This window comes from Streptomyces sp. CNQ329, assembly GCF_000482585.1.
Genome location: NZ_AXVU01000001.1, coordinates 353,222 through 367,653, shown reverse-complemented (window position 1 = coordinate 367,653; position 14,432 = coordinate 353,222). Strand labels below are relative to the sequence as shown.

Genomic DNA, 14,432 nt, shown 5'->3' with positions numbered 1-14,432 from the left:
GGCTACTCCTGGCCTTCGGTGAAGATGGTCTTCTTCTGGCTCTCGATGCCCTTGAGCAGGCCGTCGATGTCGTCGGGGTCGTTGATGAAGTCCTGCAGGGCCTTGATCATGACCGTCGAGGCGAAGTCCGGGCGGGTGTCCCGGTCGAGGAACTGGGAGATCTGTTTGGCGTCCGCCACCATCTCCGCCGCCTTCTTCTGCAGCGTCGTGTAGGCGGAGGTGTCGGCGCCGGAGTGCACGGCGACGTTGTTGGGATCCGACTTCAGATACGCATCCTCGGCGGCCGGGGTGGCGAGGAACTTCAGCAGCTCCCGCGCGCCCTCCTCGTTCTTGACCTTGGAGGACATCAGGAAGCCGTCGATGGGCGCCTCGACCGCGTCCTGGCCGTGCTCGGGCGCTATCTCCGGGAACGCGAAGAAGTCGAGGTCCTCGCGGTCGGCCTCGGAGAACTGCTGGCCGGGCTGCGGCAGGCCGAAGACGGCCATGCCGGTCTCCTTCTGCGCCAGCGACTGCGCCGCCTCCTGCCAGGTACGGCCGTTGGCGCCCTTGTCGTGGTACGGCATGAGGCCGCGCCACAGGTCGAAGACCTCGTGCACCCGGGGGTCGGTCCAGGACTCCTCGCCGGCCATCAGCGACTTGTGGAACTCGTATCCGTTGGCGCGCATGTTGAGGTAGTCGAACGTGCCCATGGCCGGCCAGCCGTCCTTGTCGCCGAAGGCGAACGGGACCAGGCCGTCCTTCTGCATCTGCTTGGCCAGGGCGGTGTACTGGTCGAACGTCGTCGGTATCTCGTACCCGCTCTGCTCGAAGACGCTCTTCCGGTAGAAGACCGCCCACGGATAGTAGTAGTACGGCACGAAGTACTGCTTGCCGTCGGCGCCGGTGGACTGGTCCTTCAGCGCGCCGGAGAACCCGTCGAAGCCCTTCCACAGGTCGCTGATCTCGGTCAGCAGCCCGCGCTCGGCGAAGAACTGCATGCGGTAGCCGGCGAACCACATGAACACGTCGTCGGGCTGGCCCTGCAGATAGCGGTTGATGTTCTCCTGGAACGTGTTGTGGTCGACGGTGTTGACCTCGACCTTTTTCGTCGATTTCTTCTCAAAAAGGTCGAACGCGTCCTGGAACGCCTTGCGGGGCACCTCGTCGGAGGCGTTGGATCCCAGCGTCACGGTCTTGCCGTCCCCGCCCGGGCCGCTTCCGCAGGCGGCGAGCAGGGCCGGGAGGGTGACGGCGCCGGCGCCGAGAGCGGCTCCTCGCAGCAGACTCCGGCGCGTCATCGGTGGTGCGGTGGTGGGGCGGCCTGCAGTCCTGCGGGCAGAAGATGAGGCGCTCATCGCTCCCCTTCCGTGGAGTGTTAACCAAACACAACCGAACGAAGATTGTGGGATCACACCTCCACCCACCGGCACTGTCAAGGGTTTTGACCGACTGTCGGGTCAACTGTTACCGCATCTCTTCCGACAGAAGCCAACAAGCTCTACCGTAAACGCTCGGGTAACGCGTCCATGACCCAACACGTCCGCAACACCCCCCAGCCAGAGGAGTGGATCCGATGCGGAAACTGTCATCCGCACGAAGAGCCGCCAGACCGTACGCGCGCGCGGTGGTCGGCGCCGTGGGCGCCGCCGCGCTGTGCGCGGCCCTCTCCGGGCCGAGCGCGGCGGCCCCCACGGGAACCCAGCCGCAGGACGCGGCCTCCGCCGCGAAGCCGGCGGCACAGCCGGAGCTCCGGCTGCCCGACGGGCTGGCGAAGACCCCGCCCATGGGCTTCAACAACTGGAACTCCACCCACTGCCGGGCCGAGTTCGACCACGAGATGGTCAAGGGCATCGCCGACATCTTCGTCGAACGGGGCCTGAAGGACGCCGGCTACGAGTACGTGAACCTCGACGACTGCTGGGCCCTCCCGGAGCGCGACGCGAACGGCAAGCTCGTCCCCGACCCGGTGCGCTTCCCCGACGGGATCAAGGCGGTGGCCGACTACGTCCACTCCAAGGGCCTGAAGATCGGCATCTACACCAGCGCCGGCACCAAGACCTGCAACACCGCCGGCTTCCCCGGTGCCCTCGGGCACGAGGAGAGCGACGCGATGCAGTTCGCCGAGTGGGGCATCGACTACCTCAAGTACGACAACTGCAACAACCAGGGTGTCGACGCCGTCGAGCGCTACACCAAGATGCGCGACGCGCTGCAGGCCGCCTCCGAGACCACCGGCCGGCCCATCGTCTACAGCATCTGCGAATGGGGCCAGAACAAGCCGTGGGAGTGGGCCGCGGACGTCGGCCACCTGTGGCGTACCACCGGTGACATCAGCGACAACTGGTCGAGCATGCTCGGGATCATGAAGCAGAACCTGCCGCTCGCCGAGTACGCCGGCCCGGGCCACTGGAACGACCCGGACATGCTGGAGGTCGGCAACGGCGGCATGACCGACACCGAATACCGCACGCACTTCTCGATGTGGTCGGTCATGGCGGCACCGCTGCTCATCGGCTCCGATCTGCGCACGGCCGACGATGCGACGTTCGAGATCCTGGGCAACAAGGACGTCATCGCCGTCGACCAGGACCCGCTGGGCAGGCAGGGCGCCGTGGTCACCTCCGAGGACGGCCGCTGGGTCGTCGCCAAGGAGATGGCGGACGGCAGCCGCGCCGTGGCCCTGTTCAACGAGTCGAACGCGCCGCAGCGCATCTCCACCACCGCCGAGGCCGTCGGACTGCCGGCCGCGGACGGCTACCGGTTGCGCGACCTGTGGCAGCACGCGGACTACAACACCGGCGGCGGGATCTCCGCGTCGGTGCCCGCGCACGGCACCGTGCTCTACCGCGTCTGGCCCGATGACGGCGCCGGCTCCCACCCGCCGGCCGCCGAGTTCGGCGCCGACTCCTCGCCGTACGTCGAGGCGGGGGACGAGGCCGAGGTGACCACGACGTTCCGCAACACCGGCATCACCCCGGCGAAGAACGTCACCGTGGCCCTCGACGCCCCCGACGGCTGGCAGGCGGAGACCGGCTCCCCCACCACCGCGAAGAAGCTCGGGCCCGGCGGCACGCTGACCACGACGTGGCGGCTCACCGCGCCCGGGGACGCCGGCACGGGCCGCCAGGAGTTCTCCCTGACCGCCGACTACGCCGGGCCGTCGGGCCAGGCGGTGTCGCTGACCTCGGCGGGCGCCGCGTACGTGGTCGCGAGCCCGCCCGCGGGGACGACGTATGCGAGCGACTGGGAGTGGCTGGAGGCCGGCAACGGCTGGGGCCCGGTGGAGCGGGACACCAGCGTCGGCGAGCAGCAGGCCGGCGACGGCAAGCCGCTGACGATCGGCGGCGAGACGTTCGCCAAGGGCCTGGGCGTGCACGCCGCCAGCGACGTCGGGTTCTACGCCGGTGAGGAGTGCGAGACGTTCAGTGCCCGGGTCGGGCTGGACGACGAATCCGGGACCAACGGCTCGGTGTCCTTCGAGGTCTGGGCGGACGGCGCCAAGGTCGCGGACTCCGGCGTGCTGACGAACGACAAGCCGGCGCAGCCGCTGTCCGCGGACATCGCCGAGGCCGAGACCGTACGGCTCGTCGTCACGGACGGCGGCGACGGCGTGGACTACGACCACGCCGACTGGGCGGACGCGCAGTTCACCTGCTGACGCCCCGCCCGCCCACCGCGCCGGAGGAGGGCGGGTGCGCCGCCGCGCCTGACGCACGCGGCGCCGCACCCGCCCACGGGGCACCGGCCCGGCAGCACCCGCTGCCGTACGCGCCGGGCCGCTGCCCCGCACCGCTCCCGGCCGTCAGCCGGTCGCGGTGAACCGCCGCAGGCCCAGCTCCTGCGCCGCCGCCGCGGCGGCGCCGATCAGACCCGCGTCCGTACCGAGATGTGCCGGGACCACCGCCACGCCGGAGGCGTACGACAGCGCGGCGTACGCCTTCAGGTGCTGCCGTACCGGGGCGAAGAGCAGCTCCCCGGCCGCCGCCACGCCGCCGCCGATCACCGCGGCCTCGATCTCGACCAGCGTCGCGGTGGCGGCGATGCCCGCGGCCAGCGCCCTGGCGGCCCGGTCGAAGGAGGCGAGGGCCACGGGGTCGCCGGCACGGGCAGCCGCGGCGACGCCGGCGGCGGTGTCGTCGCCGTCCGGGCCCGGGGTCCAGCCGGCGGCGAGGGCACGGCGGGCGATGTTGGGCCCGGAGGCGATCCGCTCCACGCAGCCGCGCCCGCCGCAGGGGCACGGGTCACCGTCGAGGTCGACCGATATGTGGCCGATGTGCCCGGAGTTGCCCGTGGGCCCCGGATACGGGCGCCCGTCGAGGACGAGACCGCCGCCGACGCCGGTGGAGACGACCATGCACAACGCCGCGGACCGGCCGCGGGCGGCGCCCTGCCAGTGCTCGCCGGCGGCCATGGCGACGCCGTCGCCGACGAGCACCACGGGCAGCCCGCCGACGGCCTCGCGCACGGCGGCCACCAGCGGGTAGTCGCGCCATCCGGGGATGTTGACGGGGCTGACGGTGCCCACGGAGGCGTCCACGGGGCCGGCGCTGCCGATGCCCACGGCGGTCGTGCGGAACCAGCTTGCGGGGTCGGCGGCGGCCAGGTCGCGCAGCACGCCGGTCACGGCTGCCGCGATCGTCGCACCGTCCGCGGCGGCGGGCGTGGGCCGCTGAGTCCGCGCGAGAAGCCGCCCGCCGGCGTCGACCAGGGCCGCGGCCGTCTTCGTACCGCCGATGTCGAGGGCGGCGACGAGCTCGGTCGGCTGGGCGGCGACCATCGTGGCGTCTCCTGGGGGCCGGGGCGGGCGGCGGATGCGGTGCGCGGTCAGTCTGCCCCTATCGTGACAACGTTGTCTAGCCCCTATCATCGGGCGCGTGCCCGATCACCTCCGCGGCCCGCAGCGGCCTCGCTACGGCAGCCGTCCCACGATGAAGGACGTCGCCGCCCGCGCCGGCGTCGGCCTCAAGACCGTCTCCCGGGTGGTCAACGGCGAGCCGGGCGTGACGCAGGAGACGGAGCGGCGGGTACGGGAGGCCATCGACGCGCTCGGCTTCCGCCGCAACGACAGCGCCCGCATCCTGCGCAAGGGCCGCACGGCCACCGTCGGGCTGGTGCTGGAGGACCTGGCCGACCCGTTCTACGCGCCGCTCAGCGGGGCCGTCGAGGAGGTCGCCCGCGCGCACGGCTCGCTGCTCGTCCACGGCTCCAGCGGCGAGGACCCCGCGCGCGAGGAGGAGCTGGTGCTCGCGCTCTGCGCGCGCCGCGTGGACGGGCTGGTGGTCGTGCCCGCGAGCACCGACCACCGCTATCTGGAACCCGAACTGGCCGCCGGGGTGGCCACCGTCTTCGTCGACCGGCCGCCGGGGCTGATCAGCGCCGACACCGTGCTGTCCGACAACTACGGCGGCGCCCGCCGGGCGGTCGAGCACCTCGCCGGATACGGGCACCGCCGGATCGGCTTCATCGGCGACCACCCCCGCATCCACACCGCCGCCGAGCGGCTGCGCGGCTACCGGGCGGCGATGGAGGACGCCGGACTGCCGGTGGCCGGGGCGTGGACCTCGCTGGGCAGCACGGAGCCGGCGCGGGTGGCGGCGGAGTGTGTGCGGATGACCTCGGGGCCCGATCCGGTGACCGCCCTGTTCACCGGCAACAACCGGGTCACCGTCACCGCCGTGCGGACGCTGACGGCCGGCGGCCGGTCGGCGGCGCTCGTCGGCTTCGACGACTTCGAGCTGGCCGACCTGCTCTCCCCCGGGATCACCGTCGTCGCCCAGGACCCCGCGGAGCTGGGGCGGCGCGCGGCGGCCCGGCTCTTCCAGCGACTCGACGGCGCCGCGGCCGACCCGGAACGGCTGGTGCTGCCGACCCGGCTGATAGCCCGCGGCTCGGGCGAACGCCCGCCGGCGGTCTGACGCCCGGGGCGGTCGCACCCTTCCCCGGCGGCGTTGTTCCGATCATCATGCGAAGTCAGTACGAGCACGCCGCCACGCGCACAGAAAGGCCGCATCCCCATGGCCTCCCGTGAAATCCCCTCCTCCCCCGCCGACGTCCTTCCCACAGACGCGGACGCCGCCCTGCTGGTCGGCCGCCTCCTCGATCCCGCGGACGGCGGCCCGAGCCTGGTCACCGTCCGCGGCGACGACCTCGTCGACGTCACCCACCTCGGGCCGACCGTCTCGGACCTGCTGGAGCACCCCGACGCCGCCGCCCGCGTGCGCGGCGCGGCGGGCGCGCGGAGCTGGCCGCTCGCCGCCGTCCTCGCCGCCACCGCCGGCGAGGACACCGGCAAGGCGCGGCTGCTGGCGCCGGTGGACCTCCAGGTCCTCAAGGCGGCCGGGGTCACGTTCGCGGACAGCATGATGGAGCGGGTCATCGAAGAGCGCGCCGGCGGAGCCGCCGCCGCGGCGGACGAGATCCGCGCGCGGATCGGCGCCCGGCTGGGCACCCGGCTGGAGACGGTACGGGCCGGCAGCCCGGAGGCCGTCGAGCTGCTGGCGTGGCTGCGCGAGCAGGGTCTGTGGTCGCAGTACCTGGAGGTCGGCCTCGGGCCCGACGCAGAGATTTTCACGAAGGGCCCGGTGCTCTCCGCCGTCGGATACGGGGCACGGGTCGGCGTGGCCGAGGTCTCCCGGTGGAACAACCCCGAGCCCGAGCTGGTCCTCGTCGTCGCCTCCGACGGCCGGATCGCCGGCATCACCCTCGGCAACGACGTGAACCTCCGCGACGTCGAGGGCCGCAGCGCCCTGCTGCTGCCCCAGGCGAAGGACAACAACGCCTCCACCGCACTCGGCCCGTTCGTCCGCCTCACCGAGGACGGCTTCACCGCCGACTCCGTACGGGACGCGACGATCGCCCTGTCGGTGCGGGGTGAGGACGGCTTCGTCCTCAGCGACTCCTCCGACATGGCGCGCATCAGCCGTCCGCTGGAGACCCTGGTCGCCCAGGCCGTCAACCGCCGCCACCAGTACCCCGACGGCGTCGTGCTCTTCACCGGGACGCTCTTCGCACCCACCGCCGACCGCGGCGCCCCCGGCAGCGGTTTCACCCACCGCGAGGGCGATCTGGTGGAGATCTCCACCCCGCTCCTGGGCACCCTGCGCAACACCGTCACCACCAGCGAGCAGGCGCCCCCGTGGGAGGCGGGGATACGGGACCTCTACGCCGGCTTCGCCCGCCGCGGCCTGCTCCGGGCGGCGACCCCGTGACCGCCCCGGTCCCCGCCGCCCGGCGGTCACGTCACCTCACGGCTGCGGCGGGCGCCCTGCCAGCGCGTCGAGTTCCGTACGCCCCAGGCCCGTCCGGCCGGTGACCTCCGCCTCGTCGACCGCCCCGCAGTCCAGGCCACGGAGCAGGTGGCCGGCGAGGGCCCGCGCCGTCGCCGGCTCGTCGAGGACGCCGCCGGCCGCGCCGGCGCGCCCCGTGTAGGCGGCCAGCCGGGCACACGCCGTGTCCAGTGGCTCCCGGCAGAACGTGTACACCGCCGCGTACCGTGTCGGCAGGTGGGCCGGGTGCATGTCCCATCCCTGGTAGTACGCGCGCGCCAGCGACCGCCGCACCAGCCCGTAGTGCAGCCGCCAGGCCGCGTGCACCTGCGCCGTGCCGCCCACGGGGAGCACGTTCGTCGACCCGTCGGACAGCCGTACGCCCGTGCCCGCCGCGGCCACCTGCATCACGGCCTTCGCATGGTCCGCCACCGGGTGGTCCGGCGACTGGTGGTCCGCACTCACCCCGCACGCCGCGCTGTAGTCGAACGTCCCGTAATGCAGTCCGGTCGCCCGGCCGCCGGCCGCGTCGATCATCCGCGCGACGGTGGCGCGGCCGTCCGCGCCGAGGACCGCCTGCGTCGTCTCGATCTGGATCTCGAAGCCCAGCCGCCCGGCCGCGAGTCCGTGCACCCTTTCGAACTCCCCGAGCAGCGCGGCCATCGCGCTCACCTGCTCGGGGTACGTGACCTTCGGCAGCGTCAGCACCAGGCCGTCCGGCAGCACCCCGCCGCACGCCCGCAGCAGCGCGGTGAGGAAGAGGTCGAGCGTGCGGATGCCGCGGTCGCGGACGGAGGCTTCCAGGCATTTGGCGCGGATGCCGGCGTACGGCGGCGCGCTGCCGTCGGCGACGGCGTCCGCCAGGACGCGGGCGGCGGCGACGGCAGCGGCGTCCTCCTCGTCGTCGGGGCGGGGGCCGTAGCCGTCCTCGAAGTCGATGCGCAGGTCCTCGACCGGCTCGCGCGCGAGCTTGGCACGCACCCGGTCGTACACCTGCGCCGCCGCGCCCTCGGGCAGCCCCAGCGCGGCGGCGAGGGCGGCGGCGTCGGGGGCGTGCGCGTCGAGCGCGTCGAGGGCCTGCCGGCCCCATGCGCGCACGGTATGGGCGCCGAAGGCGTCGGCGGGGACATAGACGGTGTGCACGGGCTGACGGGTGCCGGGGTCGCCGGGGTACCGGCGGGCGAGTTCGGCGTCGACGGCCGCGAGGGAGACGGCGATCCGGGCCCGCACGGGGGCGCCGATCGAGGTCGCGGCCGAGTCGTCCTGCGCCACCATGCACCCTCCCGGCATTCAACAAAATGTTGAAATGAACCTAGCCGGGCGTCCCGAGCGCGTCAATGGACGGCGAGCGGTCACACCCGGCGGCACCGGGCAGGCCGCGAACCCCGGCAAGCCGAACCCGGCCCCCGGCGCGCCGACGGCACCCCGTCCGGCCCGGAGCCTCAGGACCAGGCACCCGCCGCCCGGGCGAGCCAGAGCGCGACCGGCACGGCGAACGTCACCAGGAGCAGCGCACTGTCCGCCGCGGCGGCGGTGGTGTGCCGCGACGGCCAGGGCAGCGGGCGTACGCCGGGGTCGGTGCCGGGCAGCGGAGGCCCGGCCGCCGCGGCGGCCGACGCCGCCAGGGATGCGGCGGCACGCCCGGCCGGAGTCGCCGCGTCCGGTACGTCACCGGGGTCACCCGCGCCGCCCGTGCCGTCATCCGGCGGCACCGCGGTGCCCAGGTCCCCGGCCACGCCGGCGAGGAGTGCGCGCTGCCGGCCGCCGGTGCCCCGTTCCGGCTTTCCGGCCGGCCGGTCCGCGCGCGGCGCACCGCCGGCGCCGGCACGGAGCACGAACGCGGAGCCCTCGTCGTACACGACGTACAGCACCCCGCCGTCCCGCTCCGGCCCCTGCCCGACCGCCGTCAGCGCCGCCGGATCCCGGTCCGCCGCGCGCAGCAGCGCCTCCGCCCCGCGCACCGCGGCCGCCGCCTCCGCCCCGCCGAGGATCCGGCCCCCGCGCGCAACCGTCGTACGCACCGCCGCCCCCGCCGCACCGCCCGGCACCACCAGCGACACGGCGCCCGGCCCCGCGACCACCCACCTGCCGCCCCGCGGCCGGAGGCCGCGCCGGCGCAGCCAGTACCCCGCCACGCTCGCCGCGCCCACGACCGCCGCCGCCCCGAGCAGCCACGGCACCGGCACGCCCCCGGTGATCCGCAACAGCACCAGCAGGGCGTACGCCACCGTGAACCGCGGCCAGGTGCTCGGCAGCCCGCTGTGCGGCGGGCTCCACTCCCGCGCGTCCCGCGGCAGCCAGGCGTACGGACTCGTGCCACCGCTCCCGCTCATGCGCCGCATCCTCCCACGCGGCGCAGCCCCGCAACCACGGCGCGTCCCGCGCCGTGCCCCCGGCCCCCCGGGTGCGTCCCGCCGCCTGCCCGCGTGTCTGCGCACACGAAAGGGCCCGCGGCGCGGCGGGCCCTTCCGAACGGCGGTGGGTACGGCGGCAGATACGGCGAGCGGGTCGAGCCGTCCCGCCGCTCAGCCCTTGCGGGCCTCGACCTCCCCGGTGAGCTGCGGGACGACCGCGAACAGGTCGCCGACCACGCCGTAGTCCACGAGGTCGAAGATCGGCGCCTCGCTGTCCTTGTTCACGGCCACGATCGTCTTCGACGTCTGCATACCGGCCCGGTGCTGGATCGCGCCCGAGATGCCGGCCGCGATGTAGAGCTGCGGCGAGACGGTCTTGCCGGTCTGGCCGACCTGGTGCGAGTGTGGGTACCAGCCCGCGTCCACCGCCGCCCGGGAGGCGCCGACGGCCGCGCCGAGGGAGTCGGCCAGTTCCTCGATGATGCGGAAGTTCTCGGCGCCGTTCACGCCGCGGCCGCCGGAGACGACGATCGCCGCCTCGGTCAGCTCCGGGCGGCCGGTCGACTCGCGCGGAGTCCGGCCCACGACCTTCGTACCGGCCGCGGACTCGCCGAAGCCGAACGTCAACTGCTCCACGGCGCTCTCGACCGGGGCCGCCTCGGGAGCGGCGGAGTTGGGCTTGACGGTGATGACGGGGGTGCCGCGCGAGACGCGGGAGCGGGTGGTGAACGCGGCGGCGAACACGGCCTGGGTGGTGACCGGGCCGTCGTCGCCGGCCTCGACGTCCACGGCGTCGGTGATGATGCCGGAGCCGATCCGCACCGCGAGGCGGGCGCCGATCTCCTTGCACTCCACCGACGACGGCAGCAGCACGGCGGCGGGCTGCACGGCGTCGTACGCGGCCTTCAGCGCGTCGACCTTCGGCACGACGAGGTAGTCGGCGAACTCGGCGGCATCGGCGGTCAGCACGCGCACCGCGCCGTGCTCCGCGAGCACGGGCGCGGCGGCGTCGACGCCGGCGCCCAGGTGGACGGCGACCGGCTCGCCGATCCGGCGGGCGAGGGCCAGCAGCTCCAGCGTCGGCTTGCGCACGGCGCCGTCGACGTGGTCGACGTAGACGAGGACTTCAGTCATGGATCTCGTTCTCCTGCGATACGAGGGCGAAAGGCGGGACGGCGGACGGGAGACGGGCGCTCAGATGAACTTCTGGCCCGCGAGGAACTCGGCGAGCTGCCTGCCGCCCTCGCCCTCGTCCTTGACGATCGTGCCGGCGGTGCGCGGCGGGCGCTTCGTGGCGTCCTCGACCTTCGTCCAGGCGCCCGCCAGGCCGACCTCCTCGGCGTCGATGCCCAGGTCGTCCAGGTCCAGCGTCTCCACCGGCTTCTTCTTCGCCGCCATGATGCCCTTGAACGAGGGGTAACGGGCCTCGCCCGACTGGTCGGTGACGGACACGACGGCCGGCAGCGCCGCCTCCAGTTGCTCGCTGGCGGCGTCGCCGTCGCGGCGGCCGGTGACCTTGCCGTCGGCGACGGCGACGGTGGAGAGCTGGGTGACCTGGGGGACGCCCAGGCGCTCGGCGAGGATCGCCGGCAGCACGCCCATGGTGCCGTCGGTGGAGGCCATGCCGCAGACGACGAGGTCGTAGCCGACGTGCTCGACGGCCTTGGCGAGGACCAGCGAGGTGCCCATCACATCGGTCCCGTGCAGATCGTCGTCCTCGACGTGCACGGCCTTGTCGGCGCCCATGGACAGGCCCTTGCGCAGGGCGTCGCGCGCGTCCTCGGGGCCCACGGTCAGCACCGTGATCTCCGCGTCGTCCGCGTCCTCGGAGATCTGCAGGGCCTGTTCGACCGCGTACTCGTCCAGCTCCGACAGCAGGCCGTCCACGGCCTCGCGGTCGGTGGTCAGGTCATCGGAGAAGTGCCGGTCGCCGGTGGCGTCGGGCACGTACTTCACACAGACAACGATCCTCAGGGTCACGCCGGCTCTCCCACCGCTTCGTATCGAGACACTGCCGTGCTGGCAGCATAGGCGCCATCGGCGGCTGCCACCGGGCGGATCCGGTGGTCGCCGTCCAGTTTATTACTCGCCAGTACACCGGTCCGTGCACCCTCGTTCAAGGCCGCTCGGCTGTGACATTTCCTACGTGCGCCACGTGCCCGGGCTCTCCCGGCTCTCCCGGCACCGCGGCGCCGATCGCAGCGATGACGTCGGCCTTGCGCGGCAGGCCCGCGGCGCGGCGCACCACCCGGCCGTCCGCGTCCAGCACGAGTACGGTCGGCGTCCGTTCGACCGCCAGCCTCCGGACGAGCCCGAGGTGGCTCTCGGCGTCGACGTCCGCGTACACCACGCCCGCGACCATGCCGGCGACGTCCGCGAGGATCCGCCGGGTGGCCGCGCAGGGGCGGCAGAAAGCGCTGGAGAACTGCACGAGCGTGGCACGCTCCCCCAGCGACGCCCCGTCCAGGTCCGCCGCCGTCAGCCGCTCCGCCGGCCGTCCCGCCGCCTGCTCCGCCGTGCCGTCCGCCATGCTCCCCAGCATGCAGCACCGCAGCGGGTTGATGGCAAGATCCCGTCACGCCGAAGGGGTGGGTCTGGCGCGGGGCGCGCCCGTCGGGCACGATCGGGAAGTTCGTACCTACGCACGCGTCACTTCCGCCGGGAGCCCCTGACCCTCCGGGCCGGAGAAGGGACCACCCCGGCATGGCAGACCTCGTGTACCCGCCCGTCGTCGGCATCTGCAAGACCGCCTTCAAGGCGATGGACCTGCGCATCGACATGACGGGCCAGGAGCATGTGCCCCGCCGCGGCGGCGCGGTCCTGGTGAGCAACCACATCAGCTATCTGGACTTCGTCTTCTGCGGCTACGCGGCCCGGCCGTCGAAGCGGTTCGTGCGCTTCATGACCAAGGAGCCGGTCTTCCGCCACCGCGTCGCCGGCCCGCTGCTGCGCGCGATGAAACACATTCCGGTCGACCGCGCCCAGGGCGCGCAGGCGTTCTCGCACGCGCTGCGGGCGCTGCGCGCCGGCGAGGTCGTCGGGGTCTTCCCGGAGGCGACGATCTCGCAGTCGTTCAGGCTGAAGTCGTTCAAGTCGGGCGCCGCGCGGCTGGCGCAGCAGGCGGGGGTGCCGCTGCTGCCGATGGCGGTGTGGGGGACGCAGCGGATCTGGACCAAGGGCCGGCCCCGCGACTTCGGGCGGAACCACCTGCCGATCACGATGCGCCTGGGTGCGCCGGTACCGACCGTGGACGGGGCGGCGGGCGCGCCCGCCGACGGGGCGCACGAGGACGCGGAGAAGCTCACGGAGCGGCTCAAGAACCGGATACAGGAGCTGCTGGAGGCCGCGCAGCGCGCGTACCCGGATCGCCCGCGCGGGCCGGAGGACGACTGGTGGCAGCCCGCGCCCTTGGGCGGCGCGCCGGCGCCGGGGTTCTGAGCGCGGGCGGGCCGGGCCGCAGACGTACCCCCGGCACCGCCGTGACCCCCGCCTCGCCTCGCCCTCGGCTCGGCGCCGGGGTGGCCGGGGGCGGCGGCGGGCCTCAGGCCGGGTCGCGGATCTCGATGTCGGCGCCCGGCGAACTCTTCTGCAGCGCCTCGGCCAGTTCCTGCGCCGCCGCGGTCAGCTCCCCGTACGACATGGGCTCCTGCCGCTCCAGCAGGAACAGCGCGTTCTCGGACTCCTCGGTGAGCCGGGTGCGCACGCCCTGGCGCCAGTTCCAGCGGCGGCAGGTGACGCCCGTGCCGTCGCACCAGACGACCTCGCCGGGTTCGGGGTGCTCGCCGTCGAAGCGCTCCTCGCCGGTGGCGCGGACGAGGTGCATGTCGCCGTCGATGCGGTCGGTGTCCTCGCCGCCGACGGGGACGAGGTGGGCGACGCTGACGGCGTTGTAGATGTCGACCAGCCGGTTGATGCGCGGCAGGCCGGCGTCGGTGAGGGCGCGGCGGGCCAGCGCCTCGGCGGAGTTGCGGAACTTGGACGGCTTGGCGCCGAAGGCGGCGTACGCGGCCCGCCATGCCTGCATGTGCGGGTCCTGCTGCGGCGGGGTGTCGCCGAGGCGCGCGGCGAGGCGGCGGGCGGCGTCGTCGAGGAGTGCCTCACCGGCGGCGTCGCTGGGGCCGCCGACGAGGCCGCGGGCGAGGACGGCGACGTGGGCGAAGCCGGGGGCGAGGGCGCGTACGTCGTCGGCGATGTGGGTGCGGAGGGTCATGCGGTCCTTCTGCGGTTCGGCGGCGGGAGGCTTCGGCCCGTCGGCGGGGCGGTGGGGAGGATGCGGTCCAGGTGGCGGCGGTCCGCGGCCGTGCGGAGCGCTTCGAGGGTAGCCGGGTGGGGCGACGCGCGGACCAGCGGGTCGTCGCGCTCGCCGGCGGACGGGTCGGGGACGAAGGCCAGTTGCTCGCGGTCGAGGCGGAACTGGGCGTCGACTCCCGGTTTGTTGCCGCGCGGGTCCTGGCGGGCCCATCCGCGTCCGGGCAGCCGCACCGCGACCAGGCCGTGCAGCACGCCGAGGTGCTGGTAGCAGAAGCCGGCGGGGATGCCCTGGGCGCGCAGCAGGGCGACGAGGGCGTGGGCCTTGGCATAGCAGATCCCGGTGCGGGCCTTCAGCACGTCCGAGGCGCGGCAGGTGACGCGCAGGTCCCCGGCGTCGTTGGAGTGCGGGATCGTGTCCCGTACGAACTCGTAGGCGCCCTTGGCGTACGCCTCCGGATCCTCCGCCACCTCGCGCAGCCGGTGCGCGGTCCCGGCCACGAGCGGGTGCTCGTGGTCGACGACCGCGTCGGCGGCGAGGTAGGCGGACAGATCGGGCCGCTCCTGCTGGAGTTCCATGCGCAGG

At 73.9% G+C, this 14,432-nt stretch carries 13 protein-coding genes; 4 read left to right on the top strand and 9 right to left on the bottom strand.

All coding sequences use genetic code 11. From position 1 onward, the window contains the following. Window positions 1-2: 2 nt before the first annotated feature. Entirely contained in the window at window positions 3-1,277 is a 1,275-nt protein-coding gene (locus I003_RS0101630) for an ABC transporter substrate-binding protein (RefSeq protein WP_027769882.1), read from the bottom strand. A 275-nt stretch (window positions 1,278-1,552) separates the two neighbouring features. Between I003_RS0101630 and I003_RS0101625 the strand changes: the two genes are divergently transcribed. Next, window positions 1,553-3,637 (top strand): NPCBM/NEW2 domain-containing protein, encoded by a 2,085-nt coding sequence (locus I003_RS0101625; RefSeq protein ID WP_027769881.1) that lies wholly within the window; start codon window positions 1,553-1,555, stop codon window positions 3,635-3,637. A 144-nt stretch (window positions 3,638-3,781) separates the two neighbouring features. Here the strand turns inward: I003_RS0101625 and I003_RS0101620 are convergent, their stop codons facing one another. Further along, on the bottom strand, window positions 3,782-4,756 hold the full coding sequence (locus I003_RS0101620) for an ROK family protein (protein WP_027769880.1): 975 nt from the start codon (window positions 4,754-4,756) through the stop codon (window positions 3,782-3,784). A gap of 151 nt (window positions 4,757-4,907) precedes the next feature. Between I003_RS0101620 and I003_RS0101615 the strand changes: the two genes are divergently transcribed. Then, window positions 4,908-5,894: a LacI family DNA-binding transcriptional regulator gene (locus I003_RS0101615; RefSeq protein WP_037719809.1), complete on the top strand. Its 987-nt coding sequence runs from the start codon at window positions 4,908-4,910 to the stop codon at window positions 5,892-5,894. 99 nt (window positions 5,895-5,993) lie between these two features. Beyond that, window positions 5,994-7,187, top strand: a complete 1,194-nt coding sequence (locus I003_RS0101610; protein WP_027769878.1) for a fumarylacetoacetate hydrolase family protein — start codon at window positions 5,994-5,996, stop codon at window positions 7,185-7,187. Between the two features lie 36 nt (window positions 7,188-7,223). Here the strand turns inward: I003_RS0101610 and I003_RS0101605 are convergent, their stop codons facing one another. The 5 genes from I003_RS0101605 to I003_RS0101585 form a co-directional block, all read right to left on the bottom strand. Then, entirely contained in the window at window positions 7,224-8,519 is a 1,296-nt protein-coding gene (locus tag I003_RS0101605) for a DUF6986 family protein (RefSeq protein ID WP_078563646.1), read from the bottom strand. Between the two features lie 167 nt (window positions 8,520-8,686). Continuing rightward, a complete protein-coding gene (locus tag I003_RS0101600) occupies window positions 8,687-9,577 on the bottom strand; it encodes a hypothetical protein (RefSeq protein WP_027769876.1) in 891 nt (296 codons plus the stop codon). 192 nt (window positions 9,578-9,769) lie between these two features. Then, the gene (locus I003_RS0101595; protein WP_027769875.1) at window positions 9,770-10,732 is read right to left on the bottom strand and encodes an electron transfer flavoprotein subunit alpha/FixB family protein; all 963 of its coding nucleotides are present in this window, start codon (window positions 10,730-10,732) and stop codon (window positions 9,770-9,772) included. A gap of 60 nt (window positions 10,733-10,792) precedes the next feature. Continuing rightward, a complete protein-coding gene (locus tag I003_RS0101590) occupies window positions 10,793-11,578 on the bottom strand; it encodes an electron transfer flavoprotein subunit beta/FixA family protein (RefSeq protein WP_027769874.1) in 786 nt (261 codons plus the stop codon). Between the two features lie 136 nt (window positions 11,579-11,714). Next, on the bottom strand, window positions 11,715-12,128 hold the full coding sequence (locus I003_RS0101585; RefSeq protein ID WP_027769873.1) for a thioredoxin family protein: 414 nt from the start codon (window positions 12,126-12,128) through the stop codon (window positions 11,715-11,717). 173 nt (window positions 12,129-12,301) lie between these two features. Between I003_RS0101585 and I003_RS0101580 the strand changes: the two genes are divergently transcribed. Continuing rightward, window positions 12,302-13,036: a lysophospholipid acyltransferase family protein gene (locus I003_RS0101580; protein ID WP_027769872.1), complete on the top strand. Its 735-nt coding sequence runs from the start codon at window positions 12,302-12,304 to the stop codon at window positions 13,034-13,036. A gap of 103 nt (window positions 13,037-13,139) precedes the next feature. Here the strand turns inward: I003_RS0101580 and I003_RS0101575 are convergent, their stop codons facing one another. Then, entirely contained in the window at window positions 13,140-13,808 is a 669-nt protein-coding gene (locus I003_RS0101575) for a phenylalanine--tRNA ligase beta subunit-related protein (protein ID WP_027769871.1), read from the bottom strand. Then, a complete protein-coding gene (locus I003_RS31310) occupies window positions 13,805-14,425 on the bottom strand; it encodes a transglutaminase-like domain-containing protein (protein ID WP_051368051.1) in 621 nt (206 codons plus the stop codon). The genes I003_RS0101575 and I003_RS31310 overlap by 4 nt, the downstream gene beginning before the upstream one ends. Between the last annotated feature and the right edge of the window lie 7 nt (window positions 14,426-14,432).

What these genes read in the sequence shown, in the direction of transcription:
- I003_RS0101585 (WP_027769873.1), bottom strand. Translation starts at nt 12,128, where the DNA reads ATGGCGGACGGCACGGCGGAGCAGGCGGCGGGACGGCCGGCGGAGCGG.
- I003_RS0101605 (WP_078563646.1), bottom strand. Translation starts at nt 8,519, where the DNA reads ATGGTGGCGCAGGACGACTCGGCCGCGACCTCGATCGGCGCCCCCGTG.
- I003_RS0101580 (WP_027769872.1), top strand. Translation starts at nt 12,302, where the DNA reads ATGGCAGACCTCGTGTACCCGCCCGTCGTCGGCATCTGCAAGACCGCC.
- I003_RS0101615 (WP_037719809.1), top strand. Translation starts at nt 4,908, where the DNA reads ATGAAGGACGTCGCCGCCCGCGCCGGCGTCGGCCTCAAGACCGTCTCC.
- I003_RS0101625 (WP_027769881.1), top strand. Translation starts at nt 1,553, where the DNA reads ATGCGGAAACTGTCATCCGCACGAAGAGCCGCCAGACCGTACGCGCGC.
- I003_RS0101595 (WP_027769875.1), bottom strand. Translation starts at nt 10,732, where the DNA reads ATGACTGAAGTCCTCGTCTACGTCGACCACGTCGACGGCGCCGTGCGC.
- I003_RS0101630 (WP_027769882.1), bottom strand. Translation starts at nt 1,277, where the DNA reads ATGACGCGCCGGAGTCTGCTGCGAGGAGCCGCTCTCGGCGCCGGCGCC.
- I003_RS0101620 (WP_027769880.1), bottom strand. Translation starts at nt 4,756, where the DNA reads ATGGTCGCCGCCCAGCCGACCGAGCTCGTCGCCGCCCTCGACATCGGC.
- I003_RS0101610 (WP_027769878.1), top strand. Translation starts at nt 5,994, where the DNA reads ATGGCCTCCCGTGAAATCCCCTCCTCCCCCGCCGACGTCCTTCCCACA.
- I003_RS0101600 (WP_027769876.1), bottom strand. Translation starts at nt 9,577, where the DNA reads ATGAGCGGGAGCGGTGGCACGAGTCCGTACGCCTGGCTGCCGCGGGAC.
- I003_RS0101575 (WP_027769871.1), bottom strand. Translation starts at nt 13,808, where the DNA reads ATGACCCTCCGCACCCACATCGCCGACGACGTACGCGCCCTCGCCCCC.
- I003_RS31310 (WP_051368051.1), bottom strand. Translation starts at nt 14,425, where the DNA reads ATGGAACTCCAGCAGGAGCGGCCCGATCTGTCCGCCTACCTCGCCGCC.